Origin of the sequence: Hyalangium minutum (genome assembly GCF_000737315.1) — a bacterium.
GTDB classification, from domain to species: domain Bacteria; phylum Myxococcota; class Myxococcia; order Myxococcales; family Myxococcaceae; genus Hyalangium; species Hyalangium minutum.
In genome coordinates, this window is record NZ_JMCB01000007.1 from 75,672 (window position 1) to 97,170 (window position 21,499).

The 21,499-nt window shown below is 67.6% G+C and carries 12 protein-coding genes; 7 read left to right on the top strand and 5 right to left on the bottom strand.

From position 1 onward, the window contains the following. The first annotated feature begins 32 nt into the window (after positions 1 to 32). From DB31_RS19960 to DB31_RS19970, 3 genes are all read left to right on the top strand, one after another. Positions 33 to 578: a GNAT family N-acetyltransferase gene (locus tag DB31_RS19960; RefSeq protein WP_044190322.1), complete on the top strand. Its 546-nt coding sequence runs from the start codon at positions 33 to 35 to the stop codon at positions 576 to 578. Then, the gene (locus DB31_RS19965; protein ID WP_044190327.1) at positions 575 to 8,773 is read left to right on the top strand and encodes a pre-peptidase C-terminal domain-containing protein; all 8,199 of its coding nucleotides are present in this window, start codon (positions 575 to 577) and stop codon (positions 8,771 to 8,773) included. The genes DB31_RS19960 and DB31_RS19965 overlap by 4 nt, the downstream gene beginning before the upstream one ends. Before the next feature lie 84 nt (positions 8,774 to 8,857). Then, positions 8,858 to 11,185, top strand: coding sequence for a Tex family protein (locus tag DB31_RS19970; protein ID WP_044190832.1), 2,328 nt, complete (start codon positions 8,858 to 8,860; stop codon positions 11,183 to 11,185). A gap of 30 nt (positions 11,186 to 11,215) precedes the next feature. Here the strand turns inward: DB31_RS19970 and DB31_RS19975 are convergent, their stop codons facing one another. Continuing rightward, positions 11,216 to 12,349, bottom strand: coding sequence for a hypothetical protein (locus DB31_RS19975; RefSeq protein WP_157232088.1), 1,134 nt, complete (start codon positions 12,347 to 12,349; stop codon positions 11,216 to 11,218). A gap of 148 nt (positions 12,350 to 12,497) precedes the next feature. Here DB31_RS19975 and gstA point away from each other — a divergent pair, with 148 nt between their 5' ends. Beyond that, positions 12,498 to 13,100, top strand: coding sequence for a glutathione transferase GstA (gstA, locus tag DB31_RS19980; protein WP_044190334.1), 603 nt, complete (start codon positions 12,498 to 12,500; stop codon positions 13,098 to 13,100). Positions 13,101 to 13,133: 33 nt separating this feature from the next. Here gstA and DB31_RS19985 read toward each other — a convergent pair whose 3' ends face one another. Beyond that, entirely contained in the window at positions 13,134 to 13,850 is a 717-nt protein-coding gene (locus DB31_RS19985) for a hypothetical protein (RefSeq protein ID WP_044190337.1), read from the bottom strand. A 148-nt stretch (positions 13,851 to 13,998) separates the two neighbouring features. Here DB31_RS19985 and DB31_RS19990 point away from each other — a divergent pair, with 148 nt between their 5' ends. Both DB31_RS19990 and DB31_RS19995 read left to right on the top strand, forming a co-directional pair. Continuing rightward, positions 13,999 to 15,540, top strand: coding sequence for an aromatic amino acid ammonia-lyase (locus tag DB31_RS19990; protein ID WP_063769245.1), 1,542 nt, complete (start codon positions 13,999 to 14,001; stop codon positions 15,538 to 15,540). Then, entirely contained in the window at positions 15,537 to 17,126 is a 1,590-nt protein-coding gene (locus DB31_RS19995) for a long-chain fatty acid--CoA ligase (protein WP_044190838.1), read from the top strand. The genes DB31_RS19990 and DB31_RS19995 overlap by 4 nt, the downstream gene beginning before the upstream one ends. On the opposite strand, the gene DB31_RS20000 is transcribed toward DB31_RS19995, so the two are convergent. The 3 genes from DB31_RS20000 to DB31_RS20010 form a co-directional block, all read right to left on the bottom strand. Then, entirely contained in the window at positions 17,123 to 18,199 is a 1,077-nt protein-coding gene (locus tag DB31_RS20000) for a hypothetical protein (protein ID WP_044190840.1), read from the bottom strand. The two genes, DB31_RS19995 and DB31_RS20000, sit on opposite strands and share 4 nt — an antisense overlap. A 53-nt stretch (positions 18,200 to 18,252) precedes the next feature. Continuing rightward, the gene (locus DB31_RS20005) at positions 18,253 to 20,091 is read right to left on the bottom strand and encodes an HSP90 family protein (protein ID WP_044190844.1); all 1,839 of its coding nucleotides are present in this window, start codon (positions 20,089 to 20,091) and stop codon (positions 18,253 to 18,255) included. Positions 20,092 to 20,235: 144 nt separating this feature from the next. After that, a complete protein-coding gene (locus DB31_RS20010) occupies positions 20,236 to 20,721 on the bottom strand; it encodes a nucleoside deaminase (protein ID WP_169787079.1) in 486 nt (161 codons plus the stop codon). A gap of 187 nt (positions 20,722 to 20,908) precedes the next feature. On the opposite strand from DB31_RS20010, the gene DB31_RS49655 reads away from it, so the two are divergent. Next, on the top strand, positions 20,909 to 21,478 hold the full coding sequence (locus tag DB31_RS49655; protein ID WP_044190342.1) for a hypothetical protein: 570 nt from the start codon (positions 20,909 to 20,911) through the stop codon (positions 21,476 to 21,478). Positions 21,479 to 21,499 lie beyond the last annotated feature (21 nt).

The window sequence follows — 21,499 nt, forward strand, 5'->3', positions numbered from 1 at the left end:
CAGGGAGGCGCAGGCTGTACGCTGCGCCTCCCATGAGCCCTCCGGAAGTGAAGCTCGTCCCCGCGTTGCCCGAGCACCTCGATGCTTGGATCGCCATGCGGAACGGCCCCACCTCGCGGCGCCTGTTGCCCTTGGACGACAACAACCGCGAGTCCCTGCTCAAGCGCTTGCGCGAGGCGAGCAGCGATGTGACCGATCCCCACGCCAAGGGCTTCCGGTGGATGGTGGAGGTGGAAGGGCGCATTGCGGGCACGGTCGCCGCGCGCGAGTTCTCCCGGTTCCACGGCCGCGTCGAGGTGGGCTACATGCTCGCCGAGGAGTTCATCGGCCGAGGCATCGGTACCCGCGCGGTGGCGATGATGCTGGAGCGCCTGTTCTCCACTCCCGAACTCCATCGCATCTGGCTCACCACCACGCCGGAGAACCTCGCCTCGCAGGCCGTGGCGCGCAAGCTGGGGTTCGTCCTGGAGGGGCTGTGGCGTGGGCACTGCATCGTCCAGGGACAGCGTAGGGATCAACAGATTTGGGGCCTCTTGCGGCCCGAGTGGGAAGCGCGGCACGGAGTGAAAGATCGATGAGACATCTGCTGAAGGGAACCCTCCTGGCGCTGTGTGCGCTGGTCTTCTCCTTGAGCGTCGCGAGCTGTCACGGCGGCGAGTCCCCTGCGAATCCCTGTGAAGGCGTGGTCTGTGGCGCTGGGCACTGCATGGCCAGCGACGGACGGCCCGCCTGTATGTGTGATGCGGGCTACCACGCGGACGGGCTCACCTGCGTCAAGGACAACGAGCCTCCAAAGAACCCCTGTGAGCCGAATCCGTGCCTCCAGCCAGGCCGCCGGATCTGCCTCGTCGTGGCAGACCGGGCCGTCTGTGGATGCGATCCGGGGACTGTGGAAGGACCGGGAGGCACGTGCGTCGTCCCCAACCCGTGCGATCCCAATCCCTGCACCCTGCCGAACAAGACGGACTGCAGTGTGTCCAATGGCCAGGCTGTCTGCTCGTGCGTGAGCGGCTATGAGCCGGACGGGGAGGAGTGCAAGCCGGAGCAGACCGTCACCTGCACGGGCCAGCATACGGAGGGAGACTCGTTCGAGCCCGATGAGTGCCCGGCGCTCGCGCGCGCCGTGGACGCGGGTGGGACGCAGAACGAGGCGCACACGCTGAGCCCCTTGGGTGACGAGGACTGGCTGAAGCTCACCGCCTCGGCGGGGCACATCTACGAGGTGGTGGCCACGAGTGCGGCGAGCGAGCGGCTGGATCTGGACTTGTATGCCGCAGACGGCACCACGGTGCTGGCCTCGGATCACAGCGGACAGACTCCCGTGCAGCTCGTCCACAAGGCCACGGTCGCCGGTGAGCTGTACTTCCGGATCCGCTCCTCCGTGAGCGGCGATGCGGGCGCCTACACCCTGTCCATCGTGGACCTCGGCGTGGATGACTTCGCGGATGAGCCGGCGCTTGCCACCGTCCTGACGACTCCGAGCGGAACTCCGGTGGCGGGAGCGCTGCAGTTCGACGGAGATCGGGACGTGGTGAAGCTCCCGCTCACGGCGGGCCACAGCTACCGCTTCGAGGCGGCCTGGAGCGCCACGAGCACGGCCTCGCTGAAGCTCGAGCTCATCGCGCCGGATCGCACGACGGTGGTGGTCTCCAGCCAGCAGGTGGCGCCGCAGGGGCTCACGCGCATCACCAGCTCGGGGGACTACTATCTGCGGGTCCAGGAGGCCACGGGGAAGGTGCGTGCGGCCTACTCCTTTACCGTGACGGACCTGGGCGTGGATGACCACGGGGATGGGGCCTCGGAGTCTTCTCCCGTGATCATCGGTGCGCCGCCCGCGGATGGCGGCTTCGAGCGCCCCGATGACGTGGACGTCCTCTCGTTCCAGGCGCAGGCGGGCCACATCTATGCCTTCACCTGCAACCCGGCCGGAGGTGTCTCGGACTGCCACGTGAGTCTCTCCAACGCGGCGGGCACCGTGCTGGCCACCGACAACAACGGGGGCACGGGCTTCATCGTCTATGAGTACACCCAGGCGGGGACGTATTTCTTCCGGCTCTCTTCGGGCGGCGTGGGCAGCTACACGTACCGGCTGGAGGACCTGGGCTTCGATGACTACGGCGACACTCTCGCCACGGCCACGGCGGTCACTCCGGCGGCCACGCCCACCAGCGCCCGGCTGGAGGTGCCCGGGGATGTGGACTTCCTGAAGCTCGAGGTCCAGGCCGACTTCGTCTATGCGTTCACCTGCGCCTCGACGGCCTTCACGTGCACCCTGGAGCTGCAGGACGGCGCGGGCACGGTGCTGGCCTCCGGCTCGGCGAGCTCGGACTCCGTGCGGCTCAGCCACACCTTCCTCTCCGCGGGTACGGCCTACCTGCGCATCTCCGCGAGTTCAGCGGCCGCCATGGGCTCGTACACGTGGCAGGTGGAGTCCCAGTACGTGGATGACCACGGCAACACGATCGATACGGCCACGGCCATCACCCCGGGGGCGGCGTCCAGCGCTGGCCAGCTGGAGGTCGCGGGCGACGTGGATGTCTTCCGTTTCTCCGCGACCGCGAGCCACATCTACCGGTTCACGTGCAGCAGCAGCGCGTTGGACTGCGATGCCGAGCTGCTCGACGCCAGCGGCTCCGTCATCGTGAGCGCCACCGGCCCCGAGACGACGGCTGTCATCACCTACGAGTTCAACTCGGGCGGCACGTACTACTTCCGGGTGCAGACCGACTCCGGGGCGGCCGGGGGATATACGTACTCGCTGGAGGAGCTCGGCGTGGACGACCACGGAGATACCTCCGGCACCGCGACGGCTCTCACCGTACCGATGTCTGGCTCGGGCCAACTGGAGACCCCGGGCGATGTGGACGTGTTCTCCTTCAGCGGCGCCGCCGACGAGGTCTTCGAGTTCACCTGCACGGGGACCTCGGTCGACTGCAATGTGCTGTTGGTGAACTCCAGCGGAGGCACGGTGGCGTCCGACACGTCCTCGAGCGCCAACGCGCGAATCCTCTACCGGCTGCCTCAGGCGGGGACCTGGTTCCTGCACGTGAAGAGCACTCCGGTAGCCACCGGGAGCTACGGCTATCAGCTCGTGTCCCTGGGGACCGATGAGCACGGGGATACACCCGCGACTTCGACCCCGGTCGTCGTGGACGCTCCCGTGGCGGGCGGCCGGATCGACACGTCTGCGGATGTCGACGTGTTCTCCTTCGAGGCGCTGGCAAACCACATCTATGAGATCACCTGCACCAGCGCCAACTTGAGCTGCGATCTGCAGCTGATGACCGCAGCGGGGACGGTGCTCGCCTCCAACAGCGGCGCTAACGCGCGGGTCGTCTACGAGGTGGGCACTGCAGGGACCTACTACTTCCGGATCGCCAGCGTCTCCAGCACAGCGGGGACGTACTCGTATCGCGTGGTGGATCTGGGGATGGATGACCACGGCGATGACCTGGCGAGTGCCACGGCCATCACTGCCGGAGCGCCTGCGGCCAACGGCACCCTGGAGATCTCGGGGGATGTGGACGTGTTCTCGTTCTCCGCCGCGGCCAACCACCTCTACGAGTTCACCTGCACGGGCACCACCATCGATTGCAACGTGGAACTGGTGCACGCGACCGGCACGGTGCTGGCCTCGGATACCTCTTCCAACACCCTGGCGAGGGTTCGCCTCCAGCTCACGGCGGCTGGTACGTACTCCCTGCGTGTGGTGGGTGGCAGCTCGGGCAACCCGACGGGCACCTACAGCTACCAGCTGCTGGACCTTGGGCTGGATGACCATGGCAACACGCCCGATACCTCCACGGGTGTGACGCCGGGTGCGCCTCCGGCGAACGGGACGATCGACAACGCCAGCGATGTGGATGTCTTCGGCTTCGATGCCGTGGCCGGCCACATCTACCAGTTCACCTGCTCGGCGAGCTTCGACTGCAATGTGCTGCTCACGACCGCGTCCGGGACGGTGGTGGCCTCGGACACCGGGCCGTCGTCGGACGCGCTCGTCGTATTCGAGTTCTCCGCTTCGGGAACCTTCTACTTCAAGGTCTCGAGCGGAAACGGCGTCCTGGGGCCCTATACCTATGAGCTCCGGGACCTCGGGGTAGATGACCACGGCGACGTGATGGCCGCCGCTACTCCGATTGCCCCCTCCACCACCACCAGCACGGGCCGGGTGGAGACGTTCGGTGACGTGGACTTCTTCTCGTTCTCCGGAGCCGCGAGCACCACCTACGAGTTCAGCTGCACCACCACCGCCATCGACTGCAACGTGGTGTTCTATGATTCCAGCGGGAACGTTCTGCAGTCCGACACGGGCGCCAGCACCAATGCCCGGGTGACCTATGTGGTGCGCTCGGCTGGCACCTTCTATGTGAAGGTCTCCAGCGGGACAGCGACGATCGGTGGCTACTCGTACCAGCTGCAGAGCCTGGGAGAGGACGACCACGGCAACACGATCAACGATGCCACGCCCGTGTCTCCGTCGAGCTCCTACAGCAACGCGACGATCGAGGTTTCCACGGACGTGGACGTGTTCTCGTTCACCGCTGTGGCCGGGCACATCTACGAGATCGAGTGCACCAGCTCCGCCATCGACTGCGACGTGGTGCTGATGGACTCGGCGGGGACGGTGATTGCCTCCGACACCGGTCGTTCCACCTCCGCTGCGGTGCGCGTGGAGCTGAACACGGCAGGCACCTACTACTTCCGCATCCAGCCGGGCACGGCGTCCATTGGCAGCTACTCGTATCGGGTGAGGGATCTGGGAGTGGACGACTTCGGGGACACGATCGCCACGGCCGCGCCCATCTCGCCCATGGCGAGCAGCGCCCCCGGCCAGATCGAGACCTCGGGGGATTTTGACGTGTTCTCCTTCAGCGCCACCGCGGGTCACATCTACCGGTTCACCTGCACGGGGGCCGCGGGCGACTGCGACCTCGATCTCGTGGACGAGGCCGGGACGCTGCTGGCCCGGGACAACGCCCCCGCTTCGTCCGCGACGCTCCTCTATGAGATCGGCGCCGCAGGCACCTACTACGTGAAGCTGTTCTTCGGGAACGCTTCGACCACCGTCATCGGCGGGTACAGCTACCGGCTCGAGGACCTCGGGGTGGATGACCATGGGGACACCGCCGCCACGGCGACGCCCATCACCGTGTCCACCACCGCCAGCACGGGCCGTGTGGAGACGCTCGGTGACGTGGACTTCTTCTCGTTCTCCGGAGCCGCGAACACCACCTACGAGTTCAGCTGCAACACCACCGCCATCGACTGCAACGTGGTGCTCTATGACTCCAGCGGGAACGTGCTGCTGTCGGACACCGGCCTCAGCCCCAACGCGCGGGTGACGTATCTGGCGCGCACGGCGGCCACCTTCTTCCTCAGAGTCTCCAGCGGGACCGCGACGATCGGCGACTACACGTACCAGCTGAGCAACCTGGGCACGGATGACCACGGCAACACGAACGAAAGCGCCACGCCTGTTACGCCGTCCACCACCTACAGCAATGCCAGGATCAACGCCTCCACAGATGTGGACGTGTTCTCGTTCACCGCTGTGGCTGGCCACATCTACGAGGTCGAGTGCTCCACCTCGGCCTTTGACTGCAACCTGGTGCTGATGGACGCAACGGGGGCGACGATTGCCTCCGATCTGGGCACTGGCGCCATCGCTCGGGTGCGCGTGGAGCTGAATACGGCGGGCACCTACTACTTCCGCATCCAGCCGGGCACGGCGGCCTTCGGAAACTACACGTACCGGGTGCAGGACCTGGGTTTGGATGACCACGGAGATACGCTCGCCACGGCCACGCTCCTCACGCCCATGACGAGCACCGCCACTGGCGCGATTGAGGCCTCCGGCGATGTCGACGTCTTCGCCTTCAGCGCCACGGCAGGCGGCATCTACGAGTTCTCCTGCACCGGAACGGGCGACTGCGACCTCGATCTGGTCGACGGCGCTGGAGCCCTCCTGGTCCGGGACAACACCTCCTCCACCTCCGCCAAGGTCGTCTACGAGTTCGACACCGCCGGCACCTACTACGTGCGCCTGCGCTACGGGACTGGCTCGACCACGGTGACCGGGAACTACACCTACCAGCTCAAGGATCTCGGCGTGGATGACCACGGCGACACGCCCGCCACGGCGACGCCCATCACCCCGTCCACCACCACCAGTACCGGCAAGATCGAGACGCTGGGAGACCTGGACCACTTCTCGTTCTCGGGGGCGGTCAACACCACCTATGAGTTCAGCTGCACCGGCAGCGGCATCGACTGCAACGTGGTGCTCTATGACTCCAGCGGCACGGTGGTGCAGTCCGACACCGGTACCAGCACCACCGCTCGGGTGACGTACCTGGTGCGGGTCGCCGGGACCTTCTACGTGAGGGTCTACAGCGGCACGGCGGCGATCGGTGCCTATACCTACCAACTGAAGAACCTGGGCACGGACGACCACGGCAACACGCTGTCCGATGCCACGCCCGTCACGCCGTCCACCTCCTTCTCCAGCGCTCGGATCGACGCGGCGGGTGATGTGGATGTGTTCTCCTTCACGGCGGTGGCCGGTCACATCTACGAGGTGGCGTGCAGCACCTCGGCCTTCGACTGTGACCTGGTGCTGATGGATGCGGCGGGGACGACGATTGCCTCCGATACAGGGAGCTCCACCTCCGCGTCGGTGCGCGTGGAGCTGAACACTGCGGGCACGTATTACTTCCGCATCCAGCCAGGGGGTTCGACCTTCGGGAACTACACATACCGGGTTCAGGATCTGGGCGTGGATGACCACGGAGACACGCTGGCCACGGCGACGCCCATCGCCGCGTCCACCACGTACACCCCTGCGAAGTTCGAAGTGGCAGGGGACGTGGACTGGTTCTCGTTCACGGCCGCTGCGGGCCACATCTACGAGTTCCATTGCAGCAGCGGGGGGAGCTCGGACTGCGACGTGTACCTGACAGATGCGGCTGGAGTGACGGTGGTGGCGGACACTGCATCGACCCTGTCGGCACGGGTGCGGTGGGAGTTCAACACGGGCGGCACGTACTACGTGCGTGCGTTGGTGGCGACGGGGAGCTGGAGCACCTCCAACAGCTACTCGTACCGGCTGGAGGACCAGGGCGTGGATGACCACGGGGACACCCTGGCCACAGCGACACCCATCGCCGCGTCCACCACGTACACCCCTGCGAAGTTCGAAGTGGCGGGGGACGTGGACTGGTTCTCGTTCACGGCGGTGGCAGGCCACGTCTACGAGTTCCATTGCAGCAGCGCGGGGAACGTGGACTGCAACGTGTACCTGACGGACGCGGCCGGGACGACCATCGTGGCGGACACTGCGTCGACCCTATCGGCGCGGGTGCGGTGGGAGTTCAACACGGGCGGCACGTACTACGTGCGCGCGGTGGTGGCGGATTGGAACATCTCCAACGGCTACTCGTACCGGCTGGAGGACCAGGGCGTGGATGACCATGGAGACACCCTGGCCACGGCGACGCCCATCGCAGCGTCCACCACGTATACCGGCGCGAAGTTCGAGGTGGCGGGGGACGTGGACTGGTTCTCGTTCACGGCGGTGGCAGGCCACATCTACGAGTTCCACTGCAGCAGCGCGGGGAACGTGGACTGCAACGTGTACCTGACGGACGCGGCCGGGACGACCATCGTGGCGGACACTGCGTCGACCCTATCGGCGCGGGTGCGGTGGGAGTTCAACACGGGCGGCACGTACTACGTGCGCGCGGTGGTGGCGGATTGGAACATCTCCAACAGCTACTCGTACCGGCTGGAGGACCTGGGACTGGATGACCACGGGGACACCTTGGCCTCGGCGACGCCCATCGTGCCTTCCACTGCGTACACCAGCGCGAAGATTGACGTGTCTGGGGACGTGGACTGGTTCTCGTTCACGGCCGCTGTGGGCCACATCTACGAGTTCCACTGCAGCAGCGCGGGGAACATCGACTGCGACGTGTACCTGACCGACGCGGCGGGGGCGACCATCGTGGCGGACACTACGTCGACCCTGTCGGCGCGCGTGCGGTGGGAGTTCAACACGGGCGGCACGTACTACCTGCGAGTGGTGTCGGGGAACTGGAACCTCTCCAACGGCTACTCGTACCGGCTGGAAGACATGGGCGTGGATGACCACGGGGACACCCTGGCCACGGCGACGCCTGTCGTGCCTTCCACCACGGCCACCAGCGCGTCCCTTGAGACCTCCGGGGATGTGGACTGGTTCTCCTTCTCGGCAGCCGCAGGCCAGGCCTTCGACTTCTTCTGCAACACCAGCAACTTCGACTGTGACTTGTACCTGTATGACGCGTCCGGCACCCTGCTCACACAGGACACGTCCAGCGCGACGAGCGCGCGGGTGACGCCCAGATTCGCCGTCGCCGGCACCTACTTCGTGAAGGTCGTCGGCGGGGTTGGCGCGTACTCCTACCGCTTGAATGATCGCGGCGTGGACCAGCACTCGGACACGTTCACGGGGGCCACCGTGCTCACCCTGGGCACGGCCACCGCGGGCAACATCGAGATCGCGACGGACATCGACTTCTTCGCTGTCACGCTGGAGGCTGGCACCCCGTACACGGTGACGCCGACGGGCATCACCCTCACGCTCACCGTGTACGCCCCGAACCAGACGACGACGCTCTACACCGGCGCGGGGCCTGGAACCTTCACCGCCAACGCGGGAGCGGGCACCTATTACGTCCGCGTGGCGGGAGCCTCTTCGAGCACCGGTGCTTATACGGTGAGGATCCAGTAGAAGGCTCCAAGGTCTGACGCTGGACCTTGTACCGCGGGAGGAGAGCAGGCACGGCGGGCGGTGGGTGATAGGGTGCCGCCTGCCATGCATGCCTACGCCGTCGAGCTGTCTCAGGAGCTGGGCCTCAAGCCCGAGCAGGTGGACAAGACCCTCGCGCTCAATGCCGAGGGCGCCACCGTCCCCTTCATCGCCCGCTACCGCAAGGAGGCCACCGGAGGCCTGGATGAAGTGCAAATCCAGACCATCTTGGATCGCGCCGCCGAGCGCTCTGAGTTCGACGCCCGCCGGGAGACCATTCTCCGCACCATCGAGGGCCAGGGGAAGCTGACGCCGGAGCTGGTCAAGGCCATCCAGCGTGCCAAGACGCGTACCGAGCTGGAGGACCTCTACCTCCCGTACAAGCCCAAGCGCCGCACCCGCGCCGCCATCGCCCGGGAGCGCGGGCTGGAGCCGCTCGCGGACCTCATCTGGAAGCAGGAGGTGCCTCGCGGCGAGGACAAGGCCGCCCGGGTGCGCCCCTACGTGAATCCGGAGAAGGAGGTGCCCGACGTGGAGGCGGCGCTCGCGGGCGCGCGCGACATCTGCGCCGAGCGCGTCTCCGAGGACGCGGGCCTGCGCCGCACCGCGCGCGAGCTGTGCGTCCAGAAGGGGCGCCTGCGTTCGGAGGTGGTCCCCGCCAAGAAGAACGAGACCACCAAGTTCGAGTCCTACTACGAGCACGAGGAGACGCTCGCCCAGGCGCCCTCGCACCGCGTGCTGGCGTTGCTGCGCGGCGAGGCCGAGCAGGTGCTCCGTGTGAAGGTCCTCTTCCCGGATGACGAGGCCAAGGGCCTGCTCACCTCGCGCGTGGTGACGAAGCACCAGGCGCTCTTTGCTCCGGAGCTGCGCGCCGCCGCTGAGGATGCCTGGGAGCGGCTGCTGGGTCCCTCGCTGGAGTCCGAGCTGCGCGCGGAGCTGAAGGAGCGCGCGGACCGGCAGGCCATTGGCGTGTTCGGCGAGAACCTGCGTCACCTGCTGCTGGCGGCTCCGGCGGGCACGCGGCCCGTGGTGGCGTTGGATCCAGGCCTGCGCACCGGCGTGAAGATGGTGATGCTGGATGCCACCGGCAGCGTGGCGGCCACGGCCACCCTCTACACCGAGCGCTCGCCGGATGAGCGCGCCCGCGCCGCCCGGCAGCTCGCCGAGGTGGTGCAAAAGCACAAGCCCGAGCTGATCGCCGTGGGCAACGGCACCGGCAGCCGCGAGGCCGAGGGCTTCGTGCGCGAGGTGCTCGAGAAGCTCGAGGCGAAGGTTCCCGTCGTCTCCGTGAGCGAGCAGGGCGCCTCCGTGTACTCGGCCTCAGAGGTGGCTCGTGAGGAGTTCCCCGAGATGGACGTGTCCCTGCGTGGAGCGGTGTCCATCGGCCGCCGCCTGCAAGACCCGCTGGCCGAGCTGGTGAAGATCGATCCCAAGAGCATTGGCGTGGGCCAGTACCAGCACGACGTGGACCAGGGCCTGCTCAAGAAGAAGCTGGGCGAGGTGGTGGACTCGTGCGTGAACGCCGTGGGCGTGGACGTGAACACCGCGTCTCCGCAGCTCCTGGAGCACGTGTCCGGCGTGGGCCCTTCTCTGGCGAAGAAGCTGGTGGCCCACCGCAGCAAGAAGGGCGCCTTCACCACGCGCCGCGAGCTGCTCAAGGTGAGCGGTCTGGGGCCCAAGACGTTCGAGCAGGCCGCCGGCTTCCTGCGCGTGCGAGGCCCCGAGCCGCTGGACGCGAGCGCCGTGCACCCCGAGCGCTACGCCGTCGTCGAGCGCATGGCGAAAGACTTGGGCGTGGAGGTGAGCGCGCTGGTGGGCAACGCCTCGCTGGTGCGGAAGATCGATCCGAAGCGCTACCTGGGGCCTGACCTCGGAGAGCTGACGCTCCAAGACATCCTCTCCGAGCTGGAGAAGCCGAGCCGCGACCCGCGAGGAGACTTCTCCGCGCCGTCGATGCGGGAGGACCTGAAGACGCTGGAGGACGTGAAGGAGGGCATGGTGCTCCAGGGCGTGGTGACCAACGTCACCGCGTTCGGCGCCTTCGTGGACGTGGGTGTGCACCAGGATGGGCTCGTGCACGTGTCCCAGCTCGCCACGCGCTTCGTGAAGGACCCGGCCGAGGTCGTGAAAGTGGGCGACCGGCTTACGGTGAAGGTTCTCTCCGTGGATCTGGCCCGCAAGCGGTTGGCGCTCTCGGTGCGCGCGGTGCAGGAGGGTGGGGCGGCGCAGGCGTCTCCGGGCCGGCCTCCCGCGGCCAACACCGGGCGCATGACGGAGCGGCCTTCGGGCGGGAGGGACAGCGCGCCGAGCCGTGCGCCCAGTGGCAAGCCGGCGCCCTCGGAGAAGAAGGGCCCCGAGCCCTTCAACAACCCGTTCCGCAACCTCAAGCGCTGAGCCGGGAGCGCCCGGCCTTCCACCCGGGGCTCAGGGCTGCTTTTGCTGGAACTTGCCCGACTCGAGGTCGGCACGGAACTCCTTGAGCTTTTCGAAGCTCGGCGAGGCGATGGAGAGCAGGATTCCCACCATGTGCCTCTTGGCATACGCGCCGGGCAAGCTGCTGGGCCAGTCCACCTGGCTCTGGATGAGCGGATCGGGGTTCTCCTCCAGCACCGTCACCCCCCGCTCCCAGAGCATTGGCACGAGCGAGTTGGCGCAGGGGCGCTCCGCGAGCTCCTGGGCGAATGCGTCGTAGACGTCCCGGTACTTGTCCTTGGCCAGCGGCCGCAGGTACGTCGCGAAGGAGGAGGCCTCCGTGAGCGCCGCGCAGCGCGTCACCACCGGCTCGCCACAGCTCCGGGCCTTTTGAGCCACCTCCAGGGGAGCCGAGAGCTGCGAGAAGGAGGGGCTCGTCATGGTGAGGACCCGCAGCCGCTCGGGTTGCTCGAGGCTCATGGGCTGCCAGTCCGCCGGAGGATCCTTCATCGAGTCATAGGCCTGACGCTCGAACTTGAGCAGCAAGGACGCCACAGCGCCGCCCAGGAGCGTGTCCGTGCGGTAGGTCAGCCAGGCCAGTTGGCGCACGTCCCGGGCTGCCTCGGTGGGTGCCCCTGTCCTCAGCCCGTGCAGCAGCCGGAACTTCCCCCACACGAGCAACGGGACGAAGTGGGGGATGCGCATCGTGGCCCAGTTGATGCGCTGTGGTACCGCCACGGGCGGGTTCTGGACGATGTCCCAGCGGTCATACCCATGGAGCTGGCGCATCCAGCCAAAGTCCAGGGTGGAGACGTCCACGTTCGAGGTGAGCCAGTCCTGGAAGTCCATGTGCTTCTGCGGCAGGCCCGCGGGGATGAGCAGCGGCGAGCCCTTGGGGAGCGGCGGTGACGGATCCCACGCCATCCACGCGTTCAGCAGCGTCCCCGCGTCCCCCGGGGTGCGCGGCTCGTGGAACCACGGATCCGCAGCGAGTGTCGCCTGTTGCTCGCAGAAGAAGTCCACCCAGCTGGCGGTCTCCCTCTGGTGCTGGCCGAGCACTGGCTCGTACTTCTGGCGGAGCATCCAGTCGAACACCGTGAACGCTCCGGCCCCCAGGAGCAGCACAATGCTAACAACCCACACCAAGACGCGGAGGACAGCACCTCGGGAAGCGCTTCGAAAGGAATGATGGATCGGTGACATGGCGGAGCTCGGCCTACGGTTTTACTGCACTTCCGAACCCCACTTCTTATACAGAGCCCCCCATCCAACCCTTTCATTGGAGATGCTGGCCATGAAGCTCTACTACGCCCCCGGTGCTTGTTCGCAGAACCCGCACATCATGCTGCGTGAGGCCGGTCTGAAGTTCGACCTCGTGAAGGTGGATCTCGGCACGCACAAGACCGAGAAGGGCGCGGACTTCTACGGCATCAACCCCAAGGGCTATGTGCCGGCGCTGGAGCTCGACAACGGCCAGGTGCTGACCGAGAACATCGCCATCGTGCAGTACATCGCCGACCAGAAGCCCGAGACGAAGCTGGCGCCCGCCGCTGGCTCGTTCGATCGCTACCGCCTGCAGGAGTGGCTGGCCTTCATCAGCACGGAGATCCACAAGACCTTCGGCCCGCTGTGGAACCCGAACCTGCCCGAGGCCGAGAAGAAGGCCACGCAAGACAAGATCGGCAAGCGCTTCGACTACGTCGCCAAGAACCTGGAGGGCAAGCAGTTCATCATGGGCGACCACTTCACCGCCGCCGACGCCTATATGTTCGTGATGCTGCAGTGGGCCAACCACCACAAGCTGCAGGTGCCGGCCGCGCTGAAGTCCTATGGCGAGCGGCTCGCTGCCCGGCCCGCCATCAAGGCCACGCTCGAGGCCGAGTTCGGCAAGCAGTAAGCCCGGAGCTCCCCGCCGGAGGGCTGGGCGCGCTCAGTCGCGGCGCACCTGGAAGGGAATGCTCAGCTCTCCGAACGGCTGGTTCGTTTTCGCATCCACCAACTGCGCCTGAAGGATGACCTGGCGCTCGCGGTTACCCACGCCCTGGAAGTAGAGGAAGCCGGACACCGTGCCTCCATCCTCCAGGGTGCCCTCGGGCAGCGCACGATCCATCATGTCCTGCGTGGGCAGCGGTTCCTCGCACCGCACGTAGGAGCGGGGCCCGTAGAACGGATCATAGAAGGGATCGTAGTAGGGGTTCGGCCACCAGGCGCGCTGCCGGTACCAGCCCCGGCGAGGACCCCACGTGGCACCCACGCTCCAATACGGCCGGGGCATGTACCCCGCGACGCAGGTGGGACCCTGAGCGTTCGCCTCCTGCATGAGCATGGGAGAGAGCGCGGCGTAGTGGAACTTCGACGCCCCCACGAGATCGAAGTCCGCGTAGCGGATGCTCAGCGTCCGGCCGCTGTGGTTCTCCACGCGGAGCTCTACCGGAGTCAGGCGGGTCTCGAGGTTGCGGGGGCTCCCCTTCCACGCGGTGCCATCCGCGATGAGCTGCACACCCTGGGCCTCGGCCACGACGGCGGTCGGCTCCCCAGCGGGTGAGCGGGCATCCGGGGTGGGCCGGAGCTGGGTCTCTGGAATGCAGCCGGCCAAGGCCAGCACCACCACCGCTCCAAGGAGTCCAAGTCGTGCGCGTGCATGCATGGGAGGGATCCTCAAAGAGGAAGATATGCACCGCCCCGAGCGCGGGAGGCCCTCCTTGTGCCCAAGGGAACACTTCCATCACCCGTGACGGCGTCTTTCCATGATGCAAGCACCTCGCCTGAAATGATGACCTTTCCGGAGGGAGTTCATGGCTGAGGTGATGGGTAAGTCCTTTGTGGATGAAGTCTCCTTGCTGCTCGAGCAGGTGCAGCAGGAGAGGGCGCTGGACCTGCTCCAGGAGGAGCAGGCGCGCATGCGCGTGAGCGTCCAGATCCTCTCGGAGCGGCACGCCGCCGGTGAGCGCATCTATGGAGTCACTCAGGGATTTGGTCCGCTCGTCACCTACGAGGCGAGCAGCTCTGGCCACGAGCAGGGAATGAACCTGCTGGCGCACCTGGGCACCTCGCAGGGCCCAGCGCTGTCACCGGACGTGACCCGGTTGCTCTTCTGGCTGCGGCTGCAGGGGCTGCGCCGAGGGTACTCGGCAGTGGAGCCGGCGATCTGGCGGCGGCTGGCCGAGGCGTGGAATCGGGGCTTCGTGCCGGTGGTGTGCCGCGAAGGCACAGTGAGCGCGAGCGGAGATCTCCAGCCCCTGGCTCAAGCCGCGCTCGCGTTGGCGGGTGTGGGCGAGGCGTGGCACCTGAGCGAAGGCGGGGCGTGGGAGCGGGTACCGGCCGCGCGGAAGCTCGAGGTGCTGGGGCTGCCGCGCATGGAGTGGGGGGCTCGGGAGGCGCTGGCGTTCGTCAATGGGACAACGGCGAGCCTGGCCGCCACGTGCTTCAATCACCAGGCGTTGCTGCGCATGGCGCGCGCGCTGGCGGCCATCACAGGGCGCATGGCGCGGCTGCTGGGCGCCAACCCCGAGGCCTATCATCCCCACCTCTCCGCCGTGCGAGGACAGGAGGGGCAGCGGCTCGCCGCCGCGTGGATCCGCGAGGAGTGTGCCGGGCTGAAGGAGCGCGCCCAGGGCCGGCCGCTGCAGGAGCCGTACAGCCTGCGCTGCGCGCCGCAGGTGATTGGCGCCGTGCTCGGGGAGCTGCGCTTGCATGGCGAGGTGCTCGCAGCCGAGGCACGGGGGTGTACGGACAACCCCGTGGTGGTGGACGGGCAGGTGCTGCACGGCGGCAACTTCCACGCGATGCCGGTAGCGCTGGCCTCGGACATGTATGGGCTGTGCGTGCAGCAGCTGGCCTTCTTGGCGGAGCGGCAGCTCGCCGTGCTGTTGACGCCGGAGACGAATGGCGGACTTCCGCCCATGCTCACGCCTCGGCCTGGAGCCTTCAGCGGATTGGCGGGGGTGCAGGTCTCCGCCACCTCCTTCGTGGCTCGCATCCGCCAGTTGGTGTACCCCGCCTCGCTCACGGCGCTGCCCACGAACCTCTACAACCAGGACCATGTGCCCATGGCGCTCAATGGCGCCAACGCCGTGCACGATGCGCTCGAGTTCGGCGGGTGGGTGCTGGGCTCGCTGGCGCTGGCCGTCAACCAGTTCTCGCATCTTGTGGGGGGGCGTGCTCAGGAAGGGGAGGGCCCGCTGTGGGCCGAGCTGCACGAGCGGTTCCCGCCGCTCTCCACGGATCGTCCGTTCGCGCCCGAGGTGCGTGAGGCCGCGGCGCTCGTGGAGCGGTGGGCGGCGGAGGCCTTGTCCTCCTCGGCGGGGCGGAGTGAGTGGGAGAGCGCCTCGGCATGAGCGAGCTGCCCCTGACGTTGGCGCTCATGCTGCACCGGGCGATGCGGCTTGGAGGCTCCAAGCGGGTGGTCACCGCTCGGCGGGATGGAGCGGAGCGACACACCTGGGCGCAGGTGGCCGAGCGCACCCTGCGCCTGTGCCGCGTGCTGCAGCGGCTCGGAGTCCGCCCAGGTGAGCGGGTGGCCACGTTCGCCTGGAACCACCACCAGCACCTGGAGCTGCTGCTGGGCGTGCCGCTGCTGGGCGCCACCGTTCATCCCATCAACGTGCGTCTCCACTCGGACGACGTAGTGCACGTGTCGCGCGAGGCGGAGGATGTGGTGGTCTTCGTGGATGCCTCGCTCACGCCACTGCTGGCGGAGCTGCATCCTCGGCTCGCCCACGTCCGCCACTGGGTGGTGATGGGAGAGGAGGCCGAGGTGGCGCCGGCCTTCGAGGGAGCACTGCGCTACGAGGAGCTGCTCGCGGGTGAGGCTCCCCTGCCGCTAGAGCACCTGCCCGAGGTGGACGAGCGAGCCCCCGCGAGTCTCTGCTACACGAGCGGGACGACGGGCCGGCCCAAGGGTGTGGCGTACTCACACCGCTCGCTGGTGCTGCATGCCATGGGGGCGCTGATGGTGGACTCCATGGCCGTGTCCGAGCGGGACGTGGTGCTTCCCCTGGCGCCCTTCTTCCACGCCAATGGGTGGGGGCTCCCATACTCGACGGCCTTCGCGGGCGCGGAGCTGGTGCTGCCCGGCCCTCGGCTCGACGCGGTCTCCGTGGCCCGGCTCATCGAGCGCGAGCGGGTGACGCTGGCCGCCGCAGTGCCCACCGTGTGGGACTCCTTCGAGCCGGTGCTGCGCGAGGGCAAGTACCCGCTGGGCTCGCTCAAGCGCATCCTCTGTGGAGGCGCGCCCCTGCCGCTGCGCACCATCCTGCGCTTCGCCGAGCATGGCATCGTGTTCCTGCACGCCTGGGGCATGACGGAGCTGGGGCCGAGCGGCACGATGGCCCGTGCGCGGGAGGAGGGCCCTCTGGAGGAGCGGCTGGCGCCGCTGGCGCTGCAGGGCGCGGCCGTGCCGGGAGTGGAGCTGCGGCTCGTCGACAGGGAGGGGCGTGAGCTGCCTTGGGATGGTGTGGCCGTGGGAGAGCTGGAGGCCCGGGGCGTGTGGGTGGTGGAGCAGTACTTCCAGGGAGCGGGGAGCGAGGAGCGCTTCCGGGATGGCTGGCTGCGCACGGGCGACGTCGCCACGATCGATGGAAGCGGGGCGCTGCGCATCGTGGACCGGACGAAGGACCTGGTGAAATCAGGAGGGGAGTGGATCAGCTCCGTCGAGCTGGAGCATCACCTGATGGACCACCCGGGTGTGAAGGAGGTGGCGGTCATCGCCGTGCCCCACCCGCATTGGGGCGAGCGCCCCGCGGCCGTGGTGGTCTGTCAGCCTGACGCTTCCCTCTCGCTGGAGGTGCTGCGGGAGCACCTGCGTCCCCGGGTGGTGAGCTGGTGGCTGCCAGACGCGGTGCACTTCGTGGCGGAGCTGCCCAAGACGGCCACCGGCAAGGTGGACAAGAAGGCCCTGCGCCAGGCCTACGCGCCGCGCTAGCTGGACTCCTGCGCCACGTCGATGGGGAACGCTCGCACGTCCTGGAGCAGCCCGCGGGTGCGCTCCAGCAGCTTCTGGAATCGATCCGTGCCGTTGCGCGTGTCGAAGCGCACCGAGATGTCCCGCGCCTGCGCGTCCACCCAGCCGTGCAGCTCCTTCGCCGCGTAGGTTCCCTTGGACTGATGGAGCGGAAACGCCTTGGGCAGACGCAGGCTCACCGTGTCGCGGTCCTCGGTCACCACTTGGGCGAGCAGGAAGCTGGCCGCCGCGTGGAAGGTGAACCGGTCGCGCCAGCTCGCGTGGTCCAGCGCCCACCCGAGGTGCTTCTCGAAGAGCGTGAGCCCTCGCGCCAGGTTGCCCGTCAGCGCCAGGAACTCGATGTGCTCGCCCACCGTGGCGAGAAAGTCCCGGTTCCGCGACACCATCGGGTAGCCGCGCAGATGGCAGTCCCGGGCCTCCTCCAGCTGCCCCAGCTTGAAGAGCGGATAGAGCACGCTGCCGTACGTCAGGTGAGGAATCTCCGCGCACCGGCTGCGGCCCTCGAGGATGGGTCGCGCCTTCGCGAGTGCCTTGGCGTACTCGCCTAGGTCGATGTGGTGATCAATCTCATCGTCCAGGTCACACGCTTGGCAGTCGGTGAGATGGTCTCTCGGAGCGGTAATCCACTGATCCCAGTACCGCTGGGCCTCGGCCTCTTCACCCATGTCTCGCGCCGTCTGGTAGCGCAGCTTGAGGATGGCCCGCTTTCCCGCGTCCACCCGGGCGTAGGTTTGCTCGATGTCGAGCAGGGCGTCTTGGATCTGCTTGCGGGAGATGTGCGGGAAGTCGTCCAGCCGGCCCACCACCCACTTCTGCTTCCACAGCAGCATGTCCGACTCGAACCGCTCCGGGTTCTTCTTCGCCTGCCCTCGGCACCAGGCGAAGGCCACCAACGCCTTGTCCGGGAAGCCGCCGAAGGTGGCTGCGTCAATCAGCTCGTCGCGCACCTCGAAGGCCAGCTCGACATCCGCGTGGGTGTCGGCCAGGCGCACGGCCTCCTCGAGCGCCATGACCTTGGCCTCGCCGTGCTTCATGCGGCCCGCGCGCGCCAGGAGTTCCTGTACCTGCTCTTGCCAGTCCTGCGCGGTCAATGCATGCCTCCCCGGCCCGAGTCCTCGCCGCCACCGTCCAGCTGCGCCGCGATGAGCCCCAGCAGCCCCTGGTTGAGCAGCGCCATCTCCTTCGCGCTCAGGGGCCGATGGCCGAGCAGCAGCGCCTGCACATACAGCATCTCCACCGACACCTTCATCAGGGCGCGGTCTTTCACTCCCGCCAGCTTGCGCACCACCGGGTTCAGGAAGTTGAAGGTGAGCAGCGGCCGATCGCTGCCCGGCGCGGCGCCGAGCATGCTGTCCATCATGGAGCCGTACAGATCGTCGCTCTCGTCACGGGCGCGCTCGGCGTCGCGCCGGAAGGCGCCCTCCGCATCCGAGCTGTAGAGCGTGGGCACTTCCTTGGGGCGGAACTTCTTCACCGCCACGTCGCAGCGGAACGGCTGGAGCGCCAGCTCGGCGGCCCGGATCAGCGGGAAGACGGACTCTCGCTCGTCCAGCGTCAGCTCCTCGAAGCTCTGGGGCAGCTCGGCTGCGGAGAAGGGCTCCACCTGTGCGTCCGGGAAGACGCGCGCCAGCTTCTCGATCAGATCCGTGTCGTAGGTGTACGCGGCGTTCACCACGCACAGTCCCTGGGCCGCCGCCACCCGAGCCACCTGCCGGAAATCATCCAGCGAGGAGACGTAGCGCACGGTGGAGTTCTGCTTGCGGTAGTCCGCCAGTGTCATCATGCCCAGCGAAGTCTCAAAGGGCAGCCAGCCGATGACGAGCCGGTAGAAGTCATCGTCATCCAGCGCCAGCGCCTTCACCGAGAGCCCGTGCAGGGAGATGAGGCGCTGCAGGGCGCGCGGGTCGTCCTTGGCCAGCTCCGTGAGGTAGCGCCGCAGCGCCTGGCCCAGGGACTCGCGGGCCTTGGCCAGGGTGTCGTTCTCGTAGAAGGACTCGCGGCTGGCGGTGGGACGCAGCTCGTTCGCGTTCACCACGCACTTCACGAAGAAAGCCCAGTCCGGGAGCAGGTTCTCCGCGCTCTCGGACAGCAGCATGTTCTTCAGGTACACGCGGTGCTTCTGCTTGGCGTTGTAGTGCGGGCTGAAGGGCAGCACGAAGGCCACGCCCTCCACGTCTCCAGAAGAGGCCTTCAGCGGGATGCAGTCGATGAAGTCCGAGCCGAACACCTCGCGCCCGTAGGCAAGCAGCGCTGCCCGGCGGTCACTGGAGCTCTCGTACTGGCGGCGCCAGGGCGCGCCCTCCGTGTTGATGCGCGAGGTGGAGCCGTCTGCCGTGAGCAGGATGGGGAAGGGCAGCAGCCCGCCATAGTGCAGGGCGAGCTGGCGGACGCGCTCGGGGGTGAAGAGCTCGACCGTGTCCTGCCGGGCAACGAGGAACACCTGGGTGCCCGGTTGAGCGAGCGGGTGCTCGGAGGGCCGCACGGAGTAGGTGCCGTCATGCCGGCCACGCCACTCCATGGTCCGGCCGTCGCCCTTCACCGAGCGCGTCACCACGAGCAGCTCGTCGCAGACCATGAAGCAGGAGAGCAGGCCGATGCCGAACTGGCCGATGAAGTCGTTGCGGCGCTCCGCGAGGGCCTCGCGCTTGGAGCTCTCACCGATGGTGGCCAGGAAGCGGTGGATCTCCTCCTCCGTCAGGCCCACGCCGTCATCGCTGAAGAGGAGCGTGGGAGGGCCGCCGTCCTGCTTCTCGATGAGCTCGACGCGGACGGTGCCGGTGTGGCCGGGCTCCAAGAGTTGCCGGGCACGGATGGCGTCCGTGGCGTTCTGTAGAAGCTCCCGAACGTAGACGCCGGGCGAGCTGTACAGGTGGTGGGACAGGAGGTCGATGACCCCACGGAGGTTGATCTGGAATCGATGGTCCACGTGCCGGGGCACAGTAGCGCACCCTCCGCCTTGACTGGCGTGTCAGATGAGGGGCGGGGGGCGGTCTCCCTGCGCCAGACGAGGCTCTGGCCCTTCGAGTCCCTGCCCGCCCACACTTCGGGTGCAGTGCGACAGCGAGGGACTTCAGCGGCTTCGGGAGTCCAGCCCATCCCGGCCGCAGGGCAGCCTCGCGAAGCCTGCGTCCGTCCGCCGGTAGAGCGGATCACACACCTCGGGCATGAGCGGGCCCACCCAGTCGAACACCTTGCGGCCCGCGTAGTACGGCGGGAGGTGGGGCAAAACACAGCCCGCGCCGCCTTGCACGTCGATGGCTCCGAAGACGACCCGGCCCACCCCGTGCAGCAGCAGCGCCCCCATGCACATGACGCAGGGCTCCAGCGTGGAGTAGCAGGTCATCTCTCCGGCTCGGGGCCACAGCGCCTTGTCCACCGCCGCGATCGCGCTCGTCTCAGCGTGCGCGCCCGGGTTGTAGACGGGGTGGAGCACCGTGCTCATCCCCTCCGCGATGACCTGACCGTCCAGCACGATCAGTGCCCCCACGGGCAGGTTCCCCTCGCGTTCGGATTGGAGCGCGAGCTCGACGGCGCGCTGGAGGTAGGTGTGATCCATGGGATGCATTCTCAGGGGGGACTTGCGGTGCCCACCGCTCTTCCGTTACTTCTAGCCCAGGTGCCGAGGGGCGCCTGCACCCGAAAAAGACGACGTCACCCTCGCTTCACCCCGCAGCTCGACATGTTTCCAAGAGTTCCTTCGACGGCCCACGATTCGGGTAAGGGCTGGCACCGAGGGACTTGTCATGGGAACCGTCGTGCACGCTGCCTCGCCCGCCACCCTCCAAGAGTACAAGGTCCGAGCCTCCATCCTCCTCAAGGAGCTGCTCTCCTCGGACTCCGCGCGCGCCACCCGCGCCGCTGAGCGCCTGCGCGTGCTGCCCGCCTTCTCCGGGCTCTCTCCTGCCGAGCTGCTCGCTCGAAGGGACTCCGTGCAGCGCAAGCATGCGCTGGCCGTCATCGCCCAGGAGCAGGGGTATGGCTCCTGGGCCGAGCTGAAGCAGGCCCTCGGCGAGGAGAAGGAGGGCCCTCGGTTCGGCCCCGAGGCCTTCTTCATCCGCCCCATGAGCCCCTTCCTCAACCGTTGGTGCTCCTCCTATGAGGAGGCGCTCGGGGCACTTCAGACCGGCGGCGGCTACCTCTTTCCCTACCGCACGCAGTTCTTCGTCTGCGACGCCACCTTCCTGCAAGCGCTCGGAGTGGATGCCGCGGATCCCGACTGGGAGCGGATCGGACGCAACTGGGTGAAGCCGTTGGATTTGGCCGCCCACGCGCGGCTCGAGCAGAAGCTCATCGCGCTCGGCTTCACCCGCTGAGCTGCCCCTCGCCTCACTGTC